Here is a 16,142-nt window from a genome sequence, read left to right on the forward strand (position 1 = left end):
GCCAGTCCATCAATCAGAAAGGTTCAAGGGTTGCGAACAGGCTGACAATTGCCAGCACAACGGCTCCTATACCCCATTCCAGCTTGGTCATCCAAATAAAATAGAGAGTCATGCCGCGGTTATCCTGCTGCATGCGTGGTACCAGAACATACCGATTCACCAGCGCAATCGCCACCATTAGCATGACCAGGGCACCTTTTAACAAAAGCAGTCGCCCGTAAGCCATGTGCCAGGGAACAGAAAAACCAACAATAAACAGCGCATTCATAATACCGGTAAGTAAAACACCGATAACAAAAAGATGCCCGTAGCGGGAGAAACGCATCATGGTGCTGATGGCCTGTTCTCGCCAGCGGCCATGCGCCATTCGCATACAGTAAAGTACGGGTAGCAGGCCACCGAACCAGGCGGCGGCGCATATCAGATGCAAGGCATGGTTAACCTGCTGGATTGCCCCAGTAATACCACTATGCAGCGTCGCATGCCCGACGCCAGCCAGCAAAATAAACTGCGCAATCGTCAGCATTAACAGCCGTCGCGGCATGCTACGCGGTACGATAATAACCACCACCAGAGTGACCAGCGCGAGGATAATCTGCCATAACCAGACGCCGCCAAACTGCGTTTGCAACACCGCGCCCCATACATCTGTAGAGATAACATCCCGCCAGCCTGAGCCCATTAACCCACCCTGGATCGCCAGCATCAGCGTCGCGCTGATAAAGCTCCACGTTGCGGCATGCCGTTGCAGACGCAAAAAACGACGCATCATTAAACGACGAACCGAAACGGGAGCCAGCCATGCGCCGTAAAGCGCACAGCCAAACACCAGCATCAACGTGGTAAAATGGATAAACCGTAAAGCAACCCAGGTAAATGCCAGCATCGGTTATTTCACGCTAAAGGTATATTGCCCCTTCGTCTTGTGACCATCCACGGAAACAACGTGCCAGTCGACCGTATATTTTCCTGCTTCAAGTGTTTGATCAAGCGGAACAATCAGCTGCGTTTTGTCCTGCTCACTGCGTGACGCCTTGCCCGTTTTGATCTGTTCTTTGTTTGGACCTGTCAGCTTTGCGCCGCTGAATCCCGGCTCTACGCCTTCAGAAAAATTCAGCGTCAACGCCTGAGGAGATGCCGCAACCTCGGCATTAGCAGCCGGGCTTTGTTTTGTGAGGTGGGCATGCGCCAGGGCGGCGGGCGTTGCCAGCACGCTGGCGAGTACGATGAGAGCGCTGCGAAGCATAGATGCAGATGAAGCCATTTCAACTATTCCTTTTTGTTATGTCTAATCTATAGAGAATAACCTTCTACAATGATCGAGTCGAGAATCATCATTTCGGTCTTGCCATTAATGCACACTCTTAGTAACTTTGCGCGCCGAAAGACAGAGAAAAGGAGAAGCCCATGAACATCAATCTGGCCAAACTTGAGCAGGCGGAGATGGATAAGGTCAATGTTGACCTGGCCGCTGCAGGTGTAGCGTTTAAGGAGCGATACAACATGCCGGTTGTTGCCGAAGTTGTTGAGCGTGAACAGCCCGAACATTTACGCGACTGGTTTCGCGAAAGACTCATCGCGCACCGACTGGCATCCGTTTCCCTTTCACGTTTACCTTACGAGCCTAAAGTTAAATAAAACTTATACTACGTTACGATTCCTTACATGATGGCTGCTACAGTATAAGCATATTCTTAATCTATACTTTCAGGATGATTGTAGACACTATGAAAAGGAAATCATTATGTCACACTGGAAAATCGCAGCAGCGCAGTACGAACCTCTTCACACCTCAGTTACCGAGCATGTCGCACATCACCTGCAATTCATTCAGGCAGCCGCCCAATGCCAATGTGAATTGCTGGTCTTTCCTTCCCTCTCCTTGTTAGGTTGTGTTGATGAACATGACGCGCTTCCTGCCCCGCCCGATGAAGCGCTGTTAGAACCTCTCGCCCATGCCGCCGTGACTTATCGTATGACAATCATTGCGGGACTACCGGTGGAACATAACAACCGGTTCGTAAAAGGCATCGCGCTCTTTTCTCCCTGGATGACCTCGCCCTTAACGTTTCATCAAAGTCACGGAGCCTGTATCGCCAGACAGCAAAATGCCATTAGCGTAGTGGATAGCCAGCCGGAAGGTATCGATATCGACCCGGCTTACTCCCTGTTCACCAGCAGTCAGTCCATTAGCGAACCCGAATTGCTCTCCTCCACATCTCGTCTCCAGAGTTTCTCGCATAAGTTTGCCATAGCTGTATTAATGGCCAATGCGCGTGGCAGCAGCGCGTTATGGGATGAGCGAGGCCGATTGATTGTTCGCGCAGACAGCGGTTCTTTGCTGTTAACCGGTCAACGCACGCCACGGGGTTGGCAAGGTGATATCATTCCATTACGCTAGTCGTTTTGGGTCAGGAGCATGGCATGTTGCGCATAATAGATACAGAAACCTGTGGTCTACAGGGAGGCATTGTTGAAATTGCTTCTGTCGATGTGGTTGACGGAAAAATAGTCAACCCAATGAGCCACCTGGTACGCCCTGACCGCCCCATCAGCCCACAGGCGATGGCTATCCATCGCATTACTGAAGCAATGGTGGCCGATAAGCCGTGGATTGAAGACGTCATCCCGCAGTATTACGGCAGCAAGTGGTACGTGGCGCACAATGCCAGCTTTGACCGCCGCGTATTACCCGATATGCCCGGGGAGTGGATTTGCACCATGAAGCTCTCCCGTCGTTTGTGGCCGGGGATCAAATACAGCAACATGGCGCTGTATAAATCGCGCAAGCTGAGCGTACAGACGCCAGCGGGTCTCCACCATCACCGCGCCCTGTACGACTGCTATATCACTGCGGCACTCCTGATCGACATCATGCAGACGTCAGGCTGGACAGCCGATCAAATGGTCGATATTACCGGCCGTCCCGCGTTACTCACTACTTTCACTTTTGGTAAGTACCGCGGAAAACCGGTATCAGAAGTGGCTGAACGCGATCCGGGCTATCTGCGCTGGTTATTTAATAACCTTGATAATATGAGCCCGGAACTGCGATTAACGCTAAAACACTATTTGGATCACGCCTGAGCAGGCAGTGTTCCCTGCGCCAGTCCAATCAAAAAAGCGTACTCAAGAGCCACACCTTCGTAAGATTTAAAACGCCCGGATTTACCGCCGTGTCCGGAATCCATATCCGTGCAAAGTAGCAGCAAATGATCGTCCGTTTTCAGCTCACGCAGTTTTGCCACCCATTTTGCTGGTTCCCAGTATTGCACCTGGGAATCGTGTAATCCCGTCGTGACCAGCAGATGCGGATACGCCTGCGCGGTTACATTGTCATACGGACTGTAGCTTTTCATATAGGTGTAATACTCTTCGTCCTGCGGATTACCCCACTCTTCAAACTCACCGGTCGTCAGGGGAATTGATTCATCCAGCATTGTGGTCAGCACATCGACAAACGGCACCTGAGCAATAACACCATGGAAGCGTTCCGGGCGCTCATTAATGGCGACGCCCATTAACATGCCCCCGGCGCTTCCTCCCATGCCATAACATAACTCAGGCGCGCCATAGCCCATTTTTAGCAGCGCATCACAGACGTCGAGGTAATCATTAAAGGTATTTTTCTTGCGCAGAAACTTACCGTCCTCGTACCACTGTTGTCCTAATTCACCACCGCCACGCACATGGGCAATGGCGTAAACAAAGCCGCGATCCAGTAAGCTTAAACGGCTACTGCTGAAATCGGCATCCATGCTGGCGCCATATGAGCCATAGCCATAAACCAGTAACGGATTTTTCCCTTTCAGAAAATACTTTTGATGATAAACCAGCGAAACCGGAACCTCAGTGCCATCACGTGCCGTTATCCATACGTGTTCGCTACGGTAATTCGCCGCATCAAATCCGGGGACCTCCGTCTGCTTAAGCACACGACGTTCCCCGGTGTCCATATCCAGTTCAAACAATGTGTCCGGGGTAGTCATGGAGGAATAGCCATAGCGCAGGCGCGATGTCTCCGGCTCTGGATTATAGGCAAGCCAGGTCACATATGCCGGATCGTCAAAGGCGATCCCGACCACTTCGCGCGTTTTACGATTAATCTGCCGCAGGCTGGTTAAGCCCCGCTTCCGCTCTTCTACCACCAGCCAGTCGGTGAATAACGTAAAGCCCTCCAGCATCACGTTGTCACGCGGAGGGATCAGCGTCTCCCAGGCTTGCTCATCACGAACACGGGTACGGTACAGGCCGAAATTTTTCCCCTGACGGTTGGAGCGCAGATAAAAATTGTGCTGATAGTGATCGAGACTGTATTCGTGGTCTTTGCGTCGCGCTAAAAAGACCAACGGTTCGGCATCTGCCAGTTCTGCATCAAGCAACAAAACTTCACTGGTGGTCGCACTGGCAATGTGGATAACCACATAATGCAATGATGTGGTTTTATGCAGACTGACATAAAACATGTCATCGGCTTCTTCATACACCAGCTCATCCAGTGACGATGGCGAGCCGACTGTATGTCGCCAGACCTGATACGGCAATAACGTCGTTTCGTGCTTGCGCACGTAATAGAAAGTCTGAGAATCATTCGCCCATACCAAATCCGCTTCGACGTTTTCCAGCACTTCCGGATACCAGTTGCCGCTTTGCAGGTTGCGAAAACGCACGCCATATTGCCGGCGAGAGAGATAATCTTCGGCCAGTGCCATGATGGTGTTATCCGGTGATATCGCCAGTCCTCCCAGCGTATAAAACTCGCTGTGTGCCGCGCGCTGGTTCCCATCCAACAAAGTGTCCCAATCATCCCACTCTTCACTGAAGGCAGACTGACGCTGATAAATGGCATATTCACACCCCGGTTCATAAATATGCCGGTAGCGATAACCATTCTTCACATAGGGGGCAGAAGCATCCTGAGGCGGGATACGGTCGATAATCTCTTTCAGGACGCGATCCTGCAAAGCCTGCTGCGAGGCCATAACCTGACGGCCATACGCATTTTCTTGTTGCAGATAATCCAGCACTTCTGGCTGCGAGCGAGTGTCATCTCGCAACCAGTAATAATTATCAACACGAGTATCGCCATGCTGCGTCATGGCGTGTGGAATACGAGAAACTTTTGGTAGCATGTCATTGTTCTTTTGCTTAAACATCCTATAAGGGTGGCAAAAGACAGCAATGATGCAAGCGAAACATGCGCCTTAGCGGTAAGTAATTAACCCGGTAACGCCTGTTTTTGTTCCTTGAGATCCTGTTCAATGCCTTCACGAACATCCTGCGGGATCTTCAACGCATCGCCCAGCGCATTGAGATAACTACGTTCCATAAAGTGGTCGATATCAATCGCCGCACAGCTCAGGAAGTAAATTTCTAGCGCTTCTTCTTCGTTACGGATCCCATGCGCCAGTCGTTGAGGGTCTAACGGTTGTTCGATGGCGCGTTCAATCAGAATGCGGCCCTGCTCTTCCACGCCCGCTTCACGGAGCTGCTGCTCAATGGCGCTACGTTCTTTGGCATCAATATGGCCATCGCTTTTCGCCGCAAAAACCAGCGCCAGAATCAGACGTTCAGTTCGCTCATCCAGCGGTGAGCTTTGTGCGCCAAACTGCGGCTCATCCTGATGCGCTACGCGAACTTTATCCTTGTACTTGTTCCATAACACAGTCCCGGCAACCGCGCCGCCGCCCACCAGAAGCGCGCTGGTGCCGTATTTACTCAGTAATTTACGAGAAGATTTGTTGGCAACCAGTAATCCTGCCAGACCGCCTAACGCGCCTGGAACGAGAAGTTTACTCAGCCCTTGCTCGCCAGAAGATGACGCGGAGGAAGCTTTTTGCCCAAGAAGAGATTGTAGTTGATTTAGCCAGTTAGCCATTTTGCCCCTCAAGTACAGACGAATAATCATCAAAGCGTACCCGAGGGGATGTCAGGAAGTGTTCAGGTCATCAAAAGATGTGCAAATACCTCCGTTACTGCGGCTGATACTCCGCTGTTCCGGCTTTGCAGTCGACTTTTACCTGATAGTGAATATCCGCACTTTTACCGCGAACAGTCAGGGGAACTGACCATTTCCCGTCTTTGCCCGTAATATCGGGCGTGTTTACCCAGGCGACAGGATCGGCTTGCCCGACGCGCTTTTGATCGTCAGCCCAGCGCGCGATGCGATTTTGTTGATAATCACGTTTCACGCTCGCCGCAATACCGTTAGCGTCCAGTCCCTCACACTTGGGGAACTGGACGTTTTTGCTTTCCATATTTGCCGCAAATACAGATACGCTGGCAGACAGCAGCAGCAGGCTCAATAACGTTCTTTTTTTATACATTCTTTTCTCCTTAATCTCCCCTTCGTCATTCAGATTGCCTGTAGCAACGAGAAATAACGTCAGGGATTGCACAATGATTCAGGGAAAAGCATGGTACAAAACGTCAGGAGCGCAAGTCGTTTCAGGCAGCCTGAGTATCATCCCCAGCGTGCGCATCGTTTTCGACAGCCTGCGGCGAAGGCAGCTTGCCATTTTTCAGAATGGCGCTCAGCACATCTTTTTGCTCAGCCAGCCACAGGGAAAGCGCTTCGCGCTGCTCGTCTTCAAGCGCTACCGGCGATTGCTCCAGCCATGTGTCGAGCAGATCTGCTGTATCCAGCATTTTGTCATACGCATCGGCTTCCTTTTTGCTGGTAAACGACATTTTTTCCTCACCTTCCCGAATGACTACGTATTTAACTTCAACCGCCATTTTGCAGCCTCTTAAATTACCTGTATTTATGTACAGTATATTCTTTTTAAGCCCTGAAATCAACCTGGTAATAAAGACAGACGCAAACGTTTTCGTATATACTGCGCCCAGATAAAACAGGGGATTAATTTATGACGTTATTAGGCACAGCGCTGCGTCCAGCAGCAACGCGAGTGATGTTATTAGGTTCGGGAGAACTGGGTAAAGAAGTGGCAATTGAATGTCAACGCCTGGGTGTGGAAGTCATTGCCGTGGATCGTTACCCCGACGCGCCAGCCATGCACGTTGCCCATCGCTCATACGTTATCAACATGCTGGATGGCGAAGCATTACGCCAGCTCGTCGAGCGTGAAAAACCACATTATATCGTGCCGGAAATTGAGGCGATCGCCACGGATATGCTGGTAAAACTGGAGCAGGAAGGCCAGCGTGTTGTGCCATGTGCAAGAGCAACGCAACTGACCATGAACCGGGAAGGAATCCGTCGCCTCGCCGCCGAAGAATTGTCTCTACCGACCTCTTCTTACCGCTTTGCTGACAGTGAAGTCCGCTTTCGCGAAGCCGTCGCTGAAATCGGCTATCCCTGCATCGTGAAACCGGTAATGAGTTCGTCCGGTAAAGGACAAAGCTTTATCCGTTCAGCCGATCAGCTCGCTGCAGCCTGGGACTATGCTCAACAGGGCGGTCGGGCTGGTGCCGGACGCGTTATCGTCGAAGGCGTAGTGAATTTTGATTTTGAAATCACCCTGCTAACCGTTAGCGCCGTTGATGGCGTGCATTTCTGCGCGCCGGTTGGACATCGACAGGAAGATGGCGATTATCGCGAGTCCTGGCAGCCGCAGCAGATGAGTGAACTGGCGCTGGCGCGCGCGCAGGAGATTGCCCGCAAGGTGGTGCTGGCGCTGGGTGGTCACGGACTGTTTGGCGTGGAGCTGTTTGTCTGCGGTGATGAGGTGATTTTCAGCGAAGTCTCCCCTCGCCCTCACGACACGGGTATGGTGACCTTAATTTCGCAGGATCTGTCTGAGTTTGCCCTGCACGTACGTGCATTTCTCGGTCTGCCCGTTGGCGAAATCCGCCAGTATGGGCCTTCTGCTTCCGCTGTTATTCTGCCGCAACTTACCAGTCAGAATATCACGTTTGATAACGTGCAGGCCGCTGTAGGTGCGGGTATGCAAGTTAGGTTCTTCGGCAAACCGGACATCGACGGGAGCCGTCGTCTGGGCGTTGTGCTGGCCACAGCACAGAGCATTGAAGATGCGGTGATACGCGCGAAAGACGCGGCCGCACAGGTGAAAGTTACTGGATAAAAAAACGGGCCGAATGGCCCGTTACAGATTCCCATGCCCGGTAGTGATTACCGGGCATTTTGCGCAATTATTGCTTCGCGCCTTCAACAGCCTCACGAGCCAGTTTGGTAATGCGATCGTAATCACCTGCTTCCAGCGCATCTGCCGGAACCAGCCAGGAACCACCGATGCACAGCACGCTTTTCAGTGCCAGGTAGTCGCGGTAATTCGCTGGAGAGATCCCACCGGTTGGGCAGAAACGGACCTGTGAGAACGGACCCGCAATCGCCTGCAGCGCTTTAGTACCGCCATTTGCTTCAGCAGGGAAGAATTTGAACTCTTTCAAACCGTAGTCCATACCCAGCATCAGTTCAGACACGGTGCTGATACCAGGGATCAACGGAATAGTGCCTTCAGTTGCGGCTTTCAGCAACGGCTCGGTCAGACCCGGACTGATAGCAAACTGTGCACCGGCTTCGGTAACTTCAGCCAGCTGTTGTGGATTCAGTACAGTACCTGCACCAACGATAGCGTCCGGAACTTCTTTTGCGATCGCGCGAATGGCATCCATCGCACATGCGGTACGTAGGGTCACTTCCAGAACGCGCACGCCGCCTGCAACCAGCGCTTTTGCCATCGGCACGGCGTGTTCCAGTTTATTAACCACGATAACCGGTACAACCGGGCCAGTGGTCAGGATTGCTTCTGCACTTGTCTTCCAGTTTTTCATCAGAGTTTTCTCTCGCCTGATTACAAAATAAGTCTTAAAAAGTGATACAGGTTGCGCCCTGTTCCGCACCGGACAGCTTTTCACGCAACGCGCTGAACATTTCACGGCCTGTGCCCACGCGCGATGCGCTGAGGTCAGGAATATGAGGCTGACGAGAAGCAAGTTCCTCTTCATCAACCAGCAGCGTCAATTCACCTGTCTGTCCATTCACACGAATGATGTCGCCATCGCGTACTTTTGCCAGCAGCCCGCCATCATAGGCTTCTGGGGTTACATGGATTGCTGAAGGCACTTTACCTGAAGCACCTGAAAGTCGTCCATCGGTAACTAACGCAATTTTGAAACAACGGTCCAATAATACACCAAGTGGCGGCATGAGTTTATGTAATTCTGGCATTCCGTTTGCTTTTGGTCCCTGATGGCGCACAACTACTACGCAATCACGGTCGAGCAGTCCCGCATCGAAGGCAGGCAATACATCATGCTGACTTTCGAAAACAACCGCGGGCGCTTCAATCACCTGATTTTCTACCGGTACCGCCGACGTTTTCATCACTGCGCGGCCGAGGTTTCCACTCAGCACTTTGGTGCCGCCGTGGTGGGAGAAAGGCTGGTCAAAGGTGGCTATCACGTTGCTGTCCAGCGACTTCGCCGCACCTTCACGCCAGTCCAGCTCACCCTCGTTGAGCCAAGGCTCCATGGTGTAGCGCGATAAACCAAACCCGGCAACGGTGTTCACATCTTCATGCAGCAGACCCGCGTTAAGCAGTTCGCGCATTAACACCGGCACGCCACCCGCCGCCTGGAAGTGGTTAATGTCTGCCGGACCATTCGGGTACAGACGCGCCATCAGCGGCACAATATCGGACAGATCGGAGAAGTCGTCCCAGTTAATCAGAATACCGGCTGCGCGCGCCATCGCGACCAGGTGCATTGTATGGTTAGTGGAGCCCCCGGTCGCCAGCAGCGCGACAATACCGTTGACCACTACTTTTTCATCGATCATTTTACCGATCGGCATCCATTCATTGCCGTTGCCGGTCAGACGCGTTACCTGACGAGCCGCAGCGGCGGTCAACGCTTCGCGCAGCGGCGCATCCGGGTGCACGAATGAGGAGCCTGGCAGTTGCATCCCCATAAACTCCACCACCATCTGGTTGGTGTTTGCCGTGCCATAGAACGTACAGGTACCCGGTGCGTGATAAGACGCAGCTTCGGATTCAAGCAGCGCCATACGATCGACTTTACCTTCAGCATACAGCTGACGGATACGCACTTTTTCTTTGTTCGCCAGACCACTCGCCATCGGGCCAGAGGGAATAAAGATCGAAGGCAGATGACCAAATGACAGTGCCGCCATCACCAGACCCGGAACAATTTTGTCGCACACGCCAAGGAATAACGCGCCGTCGAACATATTGTGTGAGAGTCCCACAGCAGCCGACATAGCAATCACTTCGCGACTCAGCAGCGAAAGCTCCATCCCATCCTGTCCCTGGGTCACACCGTCGCACATCGCAGGAACACCGCCAGCAACCTGGCCTACCGCATTGGCTTCATGCAGCGCTTTACGAATGATGTCCGGGTAATGTTCGTACGGCTGATGCGCGGAAAGCATGTCGTTATAGGAGGTAATGATCGCGATATTGTTACGCAGCATGCTTTTCAGCGAAGCCTTGTCATCCGGCTGGCAGGCAGCAAAACCATGCGCCAGGTTACCGCACGCCAGTTGTGAACGATGAACGGTAGTCGATTTCGCTTGTTCAATACGGGCAAGGTAGGCGGAACGTGTGTCGCGAGAACGTTCGACGATACGTTGTGTTACGCGTAACAAATTCGGATTCATAGAGGCTCCTAAAATTTATCTGTCAGAGCGTTGGAAAAACAATGTGTTTCAGTTGGGTTAAAAACAGCTGAATCGCTTGTTAGCCGTAGCTCAGGGGCAAAATCGTTTCAGGCAGTGTAATAAAAAAAGCCCCGCGGGTGAATCCACGCGAGGCTTAAAAGTGCAAAAATTATTCTACAATCTGTGTTAGATCATGTTACCGGTAAAATAACACCTATGGGCTAGATGATATTTTACTCGAATTCGTTCCAGGAACGACCATCACGGGTAATCATGGCCACAGAGGCAACCGGTCCCCAGGTCCCGGCCTGATAAGGCTTCGGTGCGTCGTTGTCCATTGCCCAGGCTTCGGTAATAGAGTCGACCCACTTCCATGCTTCTTCAACTTCATCTCGACGCACAAACAGCGCCTGAATGCCGCGCATCGTTTCAAGCAGCAGACGCTCATAAGCGTCGGCCAGATGTGTTTGATTGAAGGTTTCGGAGTAGCTCAGATCAAGTTTGGTAATTTGCAGGTTATGCTTGTGATCCAGGCCCGGCACTTTATTCAGGACCTGGATATCGACACCCTCATCAGGCTGCAAACGGATGGTCAGCTTGTTCTGTGGCAGGTCCTGCCAGGATTCTCTGAACAGGTTCAGCTCAGGCGTTTTGAAGTAAACCACGACTTCAGAGCACTTGGTCGGTAAACGTTTACCGGTACGCAGGTAGAATGGAACACCCGCCCAGCGCCAGTTATCGATATCCACACGGATTGCCACAAACGTTTCCGTATTGCTGCTCTTGTTCGCACCTTCTTCTTCCAGGTATCCCGGAACTTTTTTGCCCTGGGCAAAACCGGCGGTGTACTGACCGCGAACCGTTTTTTCTCGCACGTTCGAACGATCGATGCGACGCAGTGATTTCAGTACCTTCACTTTTTCATCACGGATGCTGTCAGCGCTCAGATCGGACGGCGGAGACATCGCGATCATGCATAGGATTTGCAGCAGGTGGTTCTGGATCATGTCGCGCATCTGACCGGCCTGGTCAAAGTAGCCCCAGCGCCCTTCAATGCCCACTTCTTCCGCCACGGTAATTTCTACGTGATCGATAGTGCGGTTATCCCAGTTGTTCACAAACAGGGAGTTGGCAAAACGCAGTGCCAACAGGTTCAGTACCGTCTCTTTGCCGAGATAGTGGTCGATGCGGTAAACCTGGCACTCTTCGAAATACTCGCCGACCTGATCGTTGATTTCGCGCGATGTTGCCAGCGACGTTCCTAACGGTTTTTCCATCACCACGCGGGCAGGCTTAGCATTCAGCTTTGCTTCACCCAAACCTTTGCAGATTGCGCCAAAAGTGCTTGGCGGCATCGCGAAATAGTTAATAGTGGTACGTGATTTCTGATCCAGCATTTCACCCAGACGGCTAAATGCGGCGGTATCATTGACGTCCAGATTACAAAACTCCAGACGACCGCTGAGGGTCTCCCATAAACCTTCATCGATTTTTTCTTTCATGAAGGTTTCGAGCGCTTCGCGCACAACCTTGGTATAAGCTGCTTTGTCCCAGTCGGCACGCCCAACCCCAATGATACGGGTTTCCGGGTTAATCTGGCCGGCCTTTTCCAGTTGATACAGGGAAGGCAGCAATTTCCGTCGCGCCAGGTCGCCCTTCGCACCGAAAATGACCAGGTCACATGCCTGGGCTGTTTGCGTTACCGCCATGTCATTCTCCTCAATTAAGTGCCTGGTGCTTTTGCCAGACACTGGTTGTAATTTTATTACAGTGCACTGTACTGCTTTTACGTGAATCCGGAAACCGTAAACGCTTATCCAGCCGTGCTGTTACCGCGAACAGCCGCTTTATTGGCGTATAACCCATCAAAATGGATAAAAAAGTCGTATTTTCCGTACCCATGACGAAGTATGAAAATCCGACTCCGATCATGTAATGAAAAAAAACAACAACTATTCTGTCCATTTTGCCCCGTTGCTGCATTAGCAGGGGTAATATCTATACACTAAATTGTGTATCGGTTTCCCCGTATCGCTGAAATCGTTTTTGCCCATGACCCATGAGTCTACCTACATCATGAATATGCTGGAAAAAATCCAGTTAAAACTGGAACATTTGAGCAAGTCAGAGCGTAAAGTCGCCGACATTATTCTTGCCTCTCCCGAGCGGGCAATCCATTCAAGCATCGCCGCACTTGCTGTAGAAGCGAATGTCAGCGAGCCAACGGTGAACCGTTTCTGTCGCAGCATGGACACCCGCGGCTTTCCTGATTTTAAACTGCATCTGGCGCAAAGTCTGGCAAATGGCACCCCTTATGTTAATCGCAATGTGGATGAGGATGACAGCGTAGAATCTTACACGGGGAAAATCTTCGAGTCAGCGATGGCAAGCCTCGACCACGTTCGCCAGTCGCTGGATAACGCGGCGGTAAACCGGGCGGTAGATTTATTAACCCAGGCGAAGAAAATTGCCTTCTTTGGTTTAGGTTCTTCCGCCGCGGTAGCGCATGACGCGATGAATAAATTTTTCCGCTTTAACGTGCCGGTAATTTATTCCGACGATATTGTTCTGCAACGCATGAGTTGTATGAATTGTAGCGACGACGACGTCATTGTGCTTATTTCTCATACCGGAAGAACCAAAAGTCTGGTTGAACTGGCGCAGTTAGCGCGGGAAAACGATGCCATGGTTATCGCCCTCACCTCTCCCGGTACACCACTGGCGCGGGAAGCCACGCTGGCAATTACCCTCGATGTACCGGAAGATACTGACATTTATATGCCCATGGTCTCTCGACTTGCTCAACTGACCGTGATAGATGTGCTGGCTACAGGATTTACTTTGCGCCGAGGGGCAAAATTTAGAGATAACTTGAAGCGTGTCAAGGAAGCGCTCAAGGAATCGCGTTTTGATAAAGAATTACTCATCAAGAGTGATGACCGCTAAAAGCAATAACAATGTTCTACCCTTTTATCATCCGGGTTGTTCATTTACCGTTAATGTTTGAGAACGGCCGGATCAATGTTCACGCAACACCAAGTTGTTTCAGTCAACGGAGTATTACATGTCCAGAAGGCTTCGCAGAACCAAAATCGTTACCACGTTAGGCCCGGCAACTGACCGCGATAACAACCTTGAGAAGATTATCGCCGCGGGTGCGAACGTCGTACGTATGAACTTTTCCCACGGCTCTCCAGAAGATCACAAACTGCGGGCGGATAAAGTCCGTGAAATTGCCGCAAAACTGGGACGTCATGTAGCTATTTTGGGTGACCTGCAGGGACCTAAAATCCGCGTATCCACCTTTAAAGAAGGTAAAGTATTTCTTAACGTTGGCGACAAGTTCCTGTTAGACGCCAACCTCGGCAAAGGCGAAGGCGACAAAGAAAAAGTCGGTATTGATTATAAAGGGCTGCCTGCTGACGTCGTGCCTGGCGATATCCTGCTGCTCGACGATGGTCGCGTACAGCTTAAGGTGCTGGAAGTTCAGGGCATGAAAGTCTTCACCGAAGTCACCGTCGGTGGCCCGCTATCCAATAACAAAGGCATCAACAAACTGGGCGGCGGTCTCTCTGCTGAAGCCCTGACCGAAAAAGACAAAGCCGACATCATTACCGCAGCACAAATCAGCGTTGACTATCTGGCTGTCTCCTTCCCGCGCTGCGGCGAAGATCTGAATTATGCCCGCCGTCTGGCGCGCGATGCCGGTTGCGATGCGAAAATTGTCGCCAAAGTAGAACGTGCAGAAGCCGTCTGCGACCAGAATGCGATGGATGACATCATCCTGGCTTCTGACGTAGTGATGGTAGCCCGTGGCGACCTGGGTGTTGAAATCGGTGACCCTGAGCTGGTAGGTATTCAGAAAGCGTTGATTCGTCGCGCGCGCCAGCTGAACCGTGCGGTCATCACCGCTACGCAGATGATGGAGTCGATGATTACCAACCCAATGCCGACTCGTGCGGAAGTGATGGATGTGGCTAACGCCGTCCTCGACGGCACCGATGCCGTGATGCTCTCTGCAGAAACAGCAGCAGGTCAGTACCCGGCGGAAACCGTCGCGGCAATGGCGCGCGTCTGTCTCGGCGCTGAAAAGATCCCGAGCATCAACGTCTCTAAACACCGCCTTGACGTGCAGTTTGATAACGTTGAAGAAGCGATTGCGATGTCAGCGATGTACGCTGCTAACCACCTGAAAGGGGTCACCGCTATCATCGCAATGACGGAGTCCGGTCGCACTGCGCTGATGACTTCTCGTATCAGTTCCGGCCTGCCGATTTTCGCGATGTCCCGTCATGAGCGTACGCTGAATCTGACCTCCCTGTACCGCGGTGTCACCCCGGTTCACTTCGACAGCGAAACTGACGGCGTCGTTGCCGCCAATGAAGCGGTGAACCTGCTGCGCGATAAAGGCTACCTGGTTTCTGGTGACCTGGTGATCGTGACCCAGGGCGATGTGATGAGCACCATTGGCTCAACCAACACCACGCGTATTCTGACCGTAGAATAAGTCGCTTAAATGTAAAAAAGCCTCTCGTTTTGAGAGGCTTTTTTTTATTTCTTCGGATAGAGATCTTTGCGCTTATAGGGCTCAATCTCGCCGGGTTTACGCGTCTTAAGCAGTTTCAGAATCCAGGTGTATTGTTCGACATGAGGCGTGACAAAAATCTCCACCTCTTCGTTCATCCGTCTGGCAATGGTGTGGTCATCCGCCGTCAGGATGTCATCCATCGGTGGACGAACATGGATCGTCAGGCGGTGCGTTCTCCCATCGTATACGGGGAACAGCGGTACCACGCGCGCATGGCAGACTTTCATCAGACGTCCAATCGCCGGTAACGTTGCTTTATAGGTAGCAAAAAAATCGACAAACTCGCTGTGTTCAGGCCCATGGTCCTGATCCGGCAGGTAGTATCCCCAATATCCCTGACGGACAGACTGAATAAACGGTTTGATGCCATCATTACGCGCATGCAAACGACCACCAAAGCGACGGCGTACCGTGTTCCAGACGTAATCGAATACCGGGTTCCCCTGATTGTGGAACATCGCCGCCATTTTCTGTCCCTGGGACGCCATCAGCATCGCCGGGATATCTACACCCCAGCCATGTGGAACGAGAAAAATAACTTTTTCATCGTTGCGCCGCATCTCTTCGATGATTTCCAGGCCTTGCCAGTCAACACGGTTTTGAATCTTCTCCGGGCCACGTATTGCTAATTCAGCCATCATGACCATCGCCTGAGGCGCAGTTGCATACATATCATCAACAATGGCTTCACGCTCAGCTTCGCTACGTTCAGGAAAGCAGAGGGATAAATTGATCAATGCTCTGCGACGGGAGCTTTTTCCCAGTCTTCCGGCGAGCCGTCCGAGTTTTGCCAGAATAGGATCACGAAATGCTGCCGGCGTTAACGCAATACCAGCTATCGCCGCCACCCCCAGCCAGGCGCCCCAGTAGCGCGGATGGCGAAATGATTTGTGAAACTCAGGGATATACTCAATATTCTTTTTTTTCGTTTCCATGCTCTTCCAGTGTCTG

16 protein-coding genes are annotated in these 16,142 nt (G+C 51.8%); 6 read left to right on the forward strand and 10 right to left on the reverse strand.

The features are described from left to right. Positions 1–13: 13 nt before the first annotated feature. Both copD and yobA read right to left on the reverse strand, forming a co-directional pair. A complete protein-coding gene (gene copD / locus WN16_RS17305; RefSeq protein ID WP_003034931.1) occupies positions 14–886 on the reverse strand; it encodes a copper homeostasis membrane protein CopD in 873 nt (290 codons plus the stop codon). A gap of 3 nt (positions 887–889) precedes the next feature. Then, the gene (gene yobA, locus WN16_RS17310) at positions 890–1,264 is read right to left on the reverse strand and encodes a CopC domain-containing protein YobA (RefSeq protein WP_003034928.1); all 375 of its coding nucleotides are present in this window, start codon (positions 1,262–1,264) and stop codon (positions 890–892) included. Between the two features lie 143 nt (positions 1,265–1,407). On the opposite strand from yobA, the gene WN16_RS17315 reads away from it, so the two are divergent. The 3 genes from WN16_RS17315 to exoX all read left to right on the forward strand — a co-directional run bounded on the left by WN16_RS17315 (position 1,408) and on the right by exoX (position 3,087). Further along, complete coding sequence (locus tag WN16_RS17315; RefSeq protein WP_003034925.1) at positions 1,408–1,638, forward strand: DNA polymerase III subunit theta; 231 nt, start codon at positions 1,408–1,410, stop codon at positions 1,636–1,638. 106 nt (positions 1,639–1,744) lie between these two features. After that, complete coding sequence (locus tag WN16_RS17320; protein ID WP_003841657.1) at positions 1,745–2,401, forward strand: carbon-nitrogen hydrolase family protein; 657 nt, start codon at positions 1,745–1,747, stop codon at positions 2,399–2,401. 23 nt (positions 2,402–2,424) lie between these two features. After that, positions 2,425–3,087 (forward strand): exodeoxyribonuclease X, encoded by a 663-nt coding sequence (gene exoX / locus WN16_RS17325; RefSeq protein WP_003034918.1) that lies wholly within the window; start codon positions 2,425–2,427, stop codon positions 3,085–3,087. On the opposite strand, the gene ptrB is transcribed toward exoX, so the two are convergent. The 4 genes from ptrB to yebG form a co-directional block, all read right to left on the reverse strand. Continuing rightward, positions 3,078–5,132, reverse strand: coding sequence for an oligopeptidase B (gene ptrB / locus WN16_RS17330; RefSeq protein ID WP_170864029.1), 2,055 nt, complete (start codon positions 5,130–5,132; stop codon positions 3,078–3,080). The genes exoX and ptrB overlap by 10 nt on opposite strands. A gap of 86 nt (positions 5,133–5,218) precedes the next feature. Further along, positions 5,219–5,878 carry a tellurite resistance TerB family protein gene (locus WN16_RS17335; protein WP_016150461.1) on the reverse strand — a complete coding sequence of 220 codons (660 nt, stop codon included), beginning with the start codon at positions 5,876–5,878 and terminating at the stop codon, positions 5,219–5,221. 94 nt (positions 5,879–5,972) lie between these two features. Then, the gene (gene yebF / locus WN16_RS17340) at positions 5,973–6,326 is read right to left on the reverse strand and encodes a protein YebF (RefSeq protein ID WP_003034909.1); all 354 of its coding nucleotides are present in this window, start codon (positions 6,324–6,326) and stop codon (positions 5,973–5,975) included. Positions 6,327–6,447: 121 nt separating this feature from the next. Beyond that, the gene (gene yebG / locus WN16_RS17345; RefSeq protein ID WP_003034906.1) at positions 6,448–6,738 is read right to left on the reverse strand and encodes a DNA damage-inducible protein YebG; all 291 of its coding nucleotides are present in this window, start codon (positions 6,736–6,738) and stop codon (positions 6,448–6,450) included. Positions 6,739–6,869: 131 nt separating this feature from the next. Here yebG and purT point away from each other — a divergent pair, with 131 nt between their 5' ends. Then, positions 6,870–8,048 (forward strand): formate-dependent phosphoribosylglycinamide formyltransferase, encoded by a 1,179-nt coding sequence (gene purT / locus WN16_RS17350; protein WP_044700298.1) that lies wholly within the window; start codon positions 6,870–6,872, stop codon positions 8,046–8,048. Positions 8,049–8,115: 67 nt separating this feature from the next. On the opposite strand, the gene kdgA is transcribed toward purT, so the two are convergent. The 3 genes from kdgA to zwf all read right to left on the reverse strand — a co-directional run bounded on the left by kdgA (position 8,116) and on the right by zwf (position 12,312). Next, a complete protein-coding gene (gene kdgA / locus WN16_RS17355; RefSeq protein ID WP_003034901.1) occupies positions 8,116–8,757 on the reverse strand; it encodes a bifunctional 4-hydroxy-2-oxoglutarate aldolase/2-dehydro-3-deoxy-phosphogluconate aldolase in 642 nt (213 codons plus the stop codon). A 34-nt stretch (positions 8,758–8,791) separates the two neighbouring features. After that, the gene (gene edd / locus WN16_RS17360) at positions 8,792–10,603 is read right to left on the reverse strand and encodes a phosphogluconate dehydratase (protein ID WP_003841668.1); all 1,812 of its coding nucleotides are present in this window, start codon (positions 10,601–10,603) and stop codon (positions 8,792–8,794) included. 233 nt (positions 10,604–10,836) lie between these two features. Continuing rightward, the gene (zwf, locus tag WN16_RS17365) at positions 10,837–12,312 is read right to left on the reverse strand and encodes a glucose-6-phosphate dehydrogenase (RefSeq protein ID WP_003034896.1); all 1,476 of its coding nucleotides are present in this window, start codon (positions 12,310–12,312) and stop codon (positions 10,837–10,839) included. 367 nt (positions 12,313–12,679) lie between these two features. Here zwf and WN16_RS17375 point away from each other — a divergent pair, with 367 nt between their 5' ends. Next, positions 12,680–13,549, forward strand: coding sequence for a MurR/RpiR family transcriptional regulator (locus tag WN16_RS17375; RefSeq protein ID WP_003034893.1), 870 nt, complete (start codon positions 12,680–12,682; stop codon positions 13,547–13,549). Between the two features lie 118 nt (positions 13,550–13,667). Beyond that, the gene (gene pyk, locus WN16_RS17380) at positions 13,668–15,110 is read left to right on the forward strand and encodes a pyruvate kinase (protein ID WP_003034890.1); all 1,443 of its coding nucleotides are present in this window, start codon (positions 13,668–13,670) and stop codon (positions 15,108–15,110) included. 44 nt (positions 15,111–15,154) lie between these two features. Here the strand turns inward: pyk and lpxM are convergent, their stop codons facing one another. Further along, the gene (gene lpxM, locus WN16_RS17385; RefSeq protein WP_032935377.1) at positions 15,155–16,126 is read right to left on the reverse strand and encodes a lauroyl-Kdo(2)-lipid IV(A) myristoyltransferase; all 972 of its coding nucleotides are present in this window, start codon (positions 16,124–16,126) and stop codon (positions 15,155–15,157) included. Positions 16,127–16,142: the final 16 nt, after the last annotated feature.

The organism is Citrobacter sp. ABFQG (assembly GCF_004322975.1).
Taxonomy (GTDB): domain Bacteria; phylum Pseudomonadota; class Gammaproteobacteria; order Enterobacterales; family Enterobacteriaceae; genus Citrobacter; species Citrobacter freundii.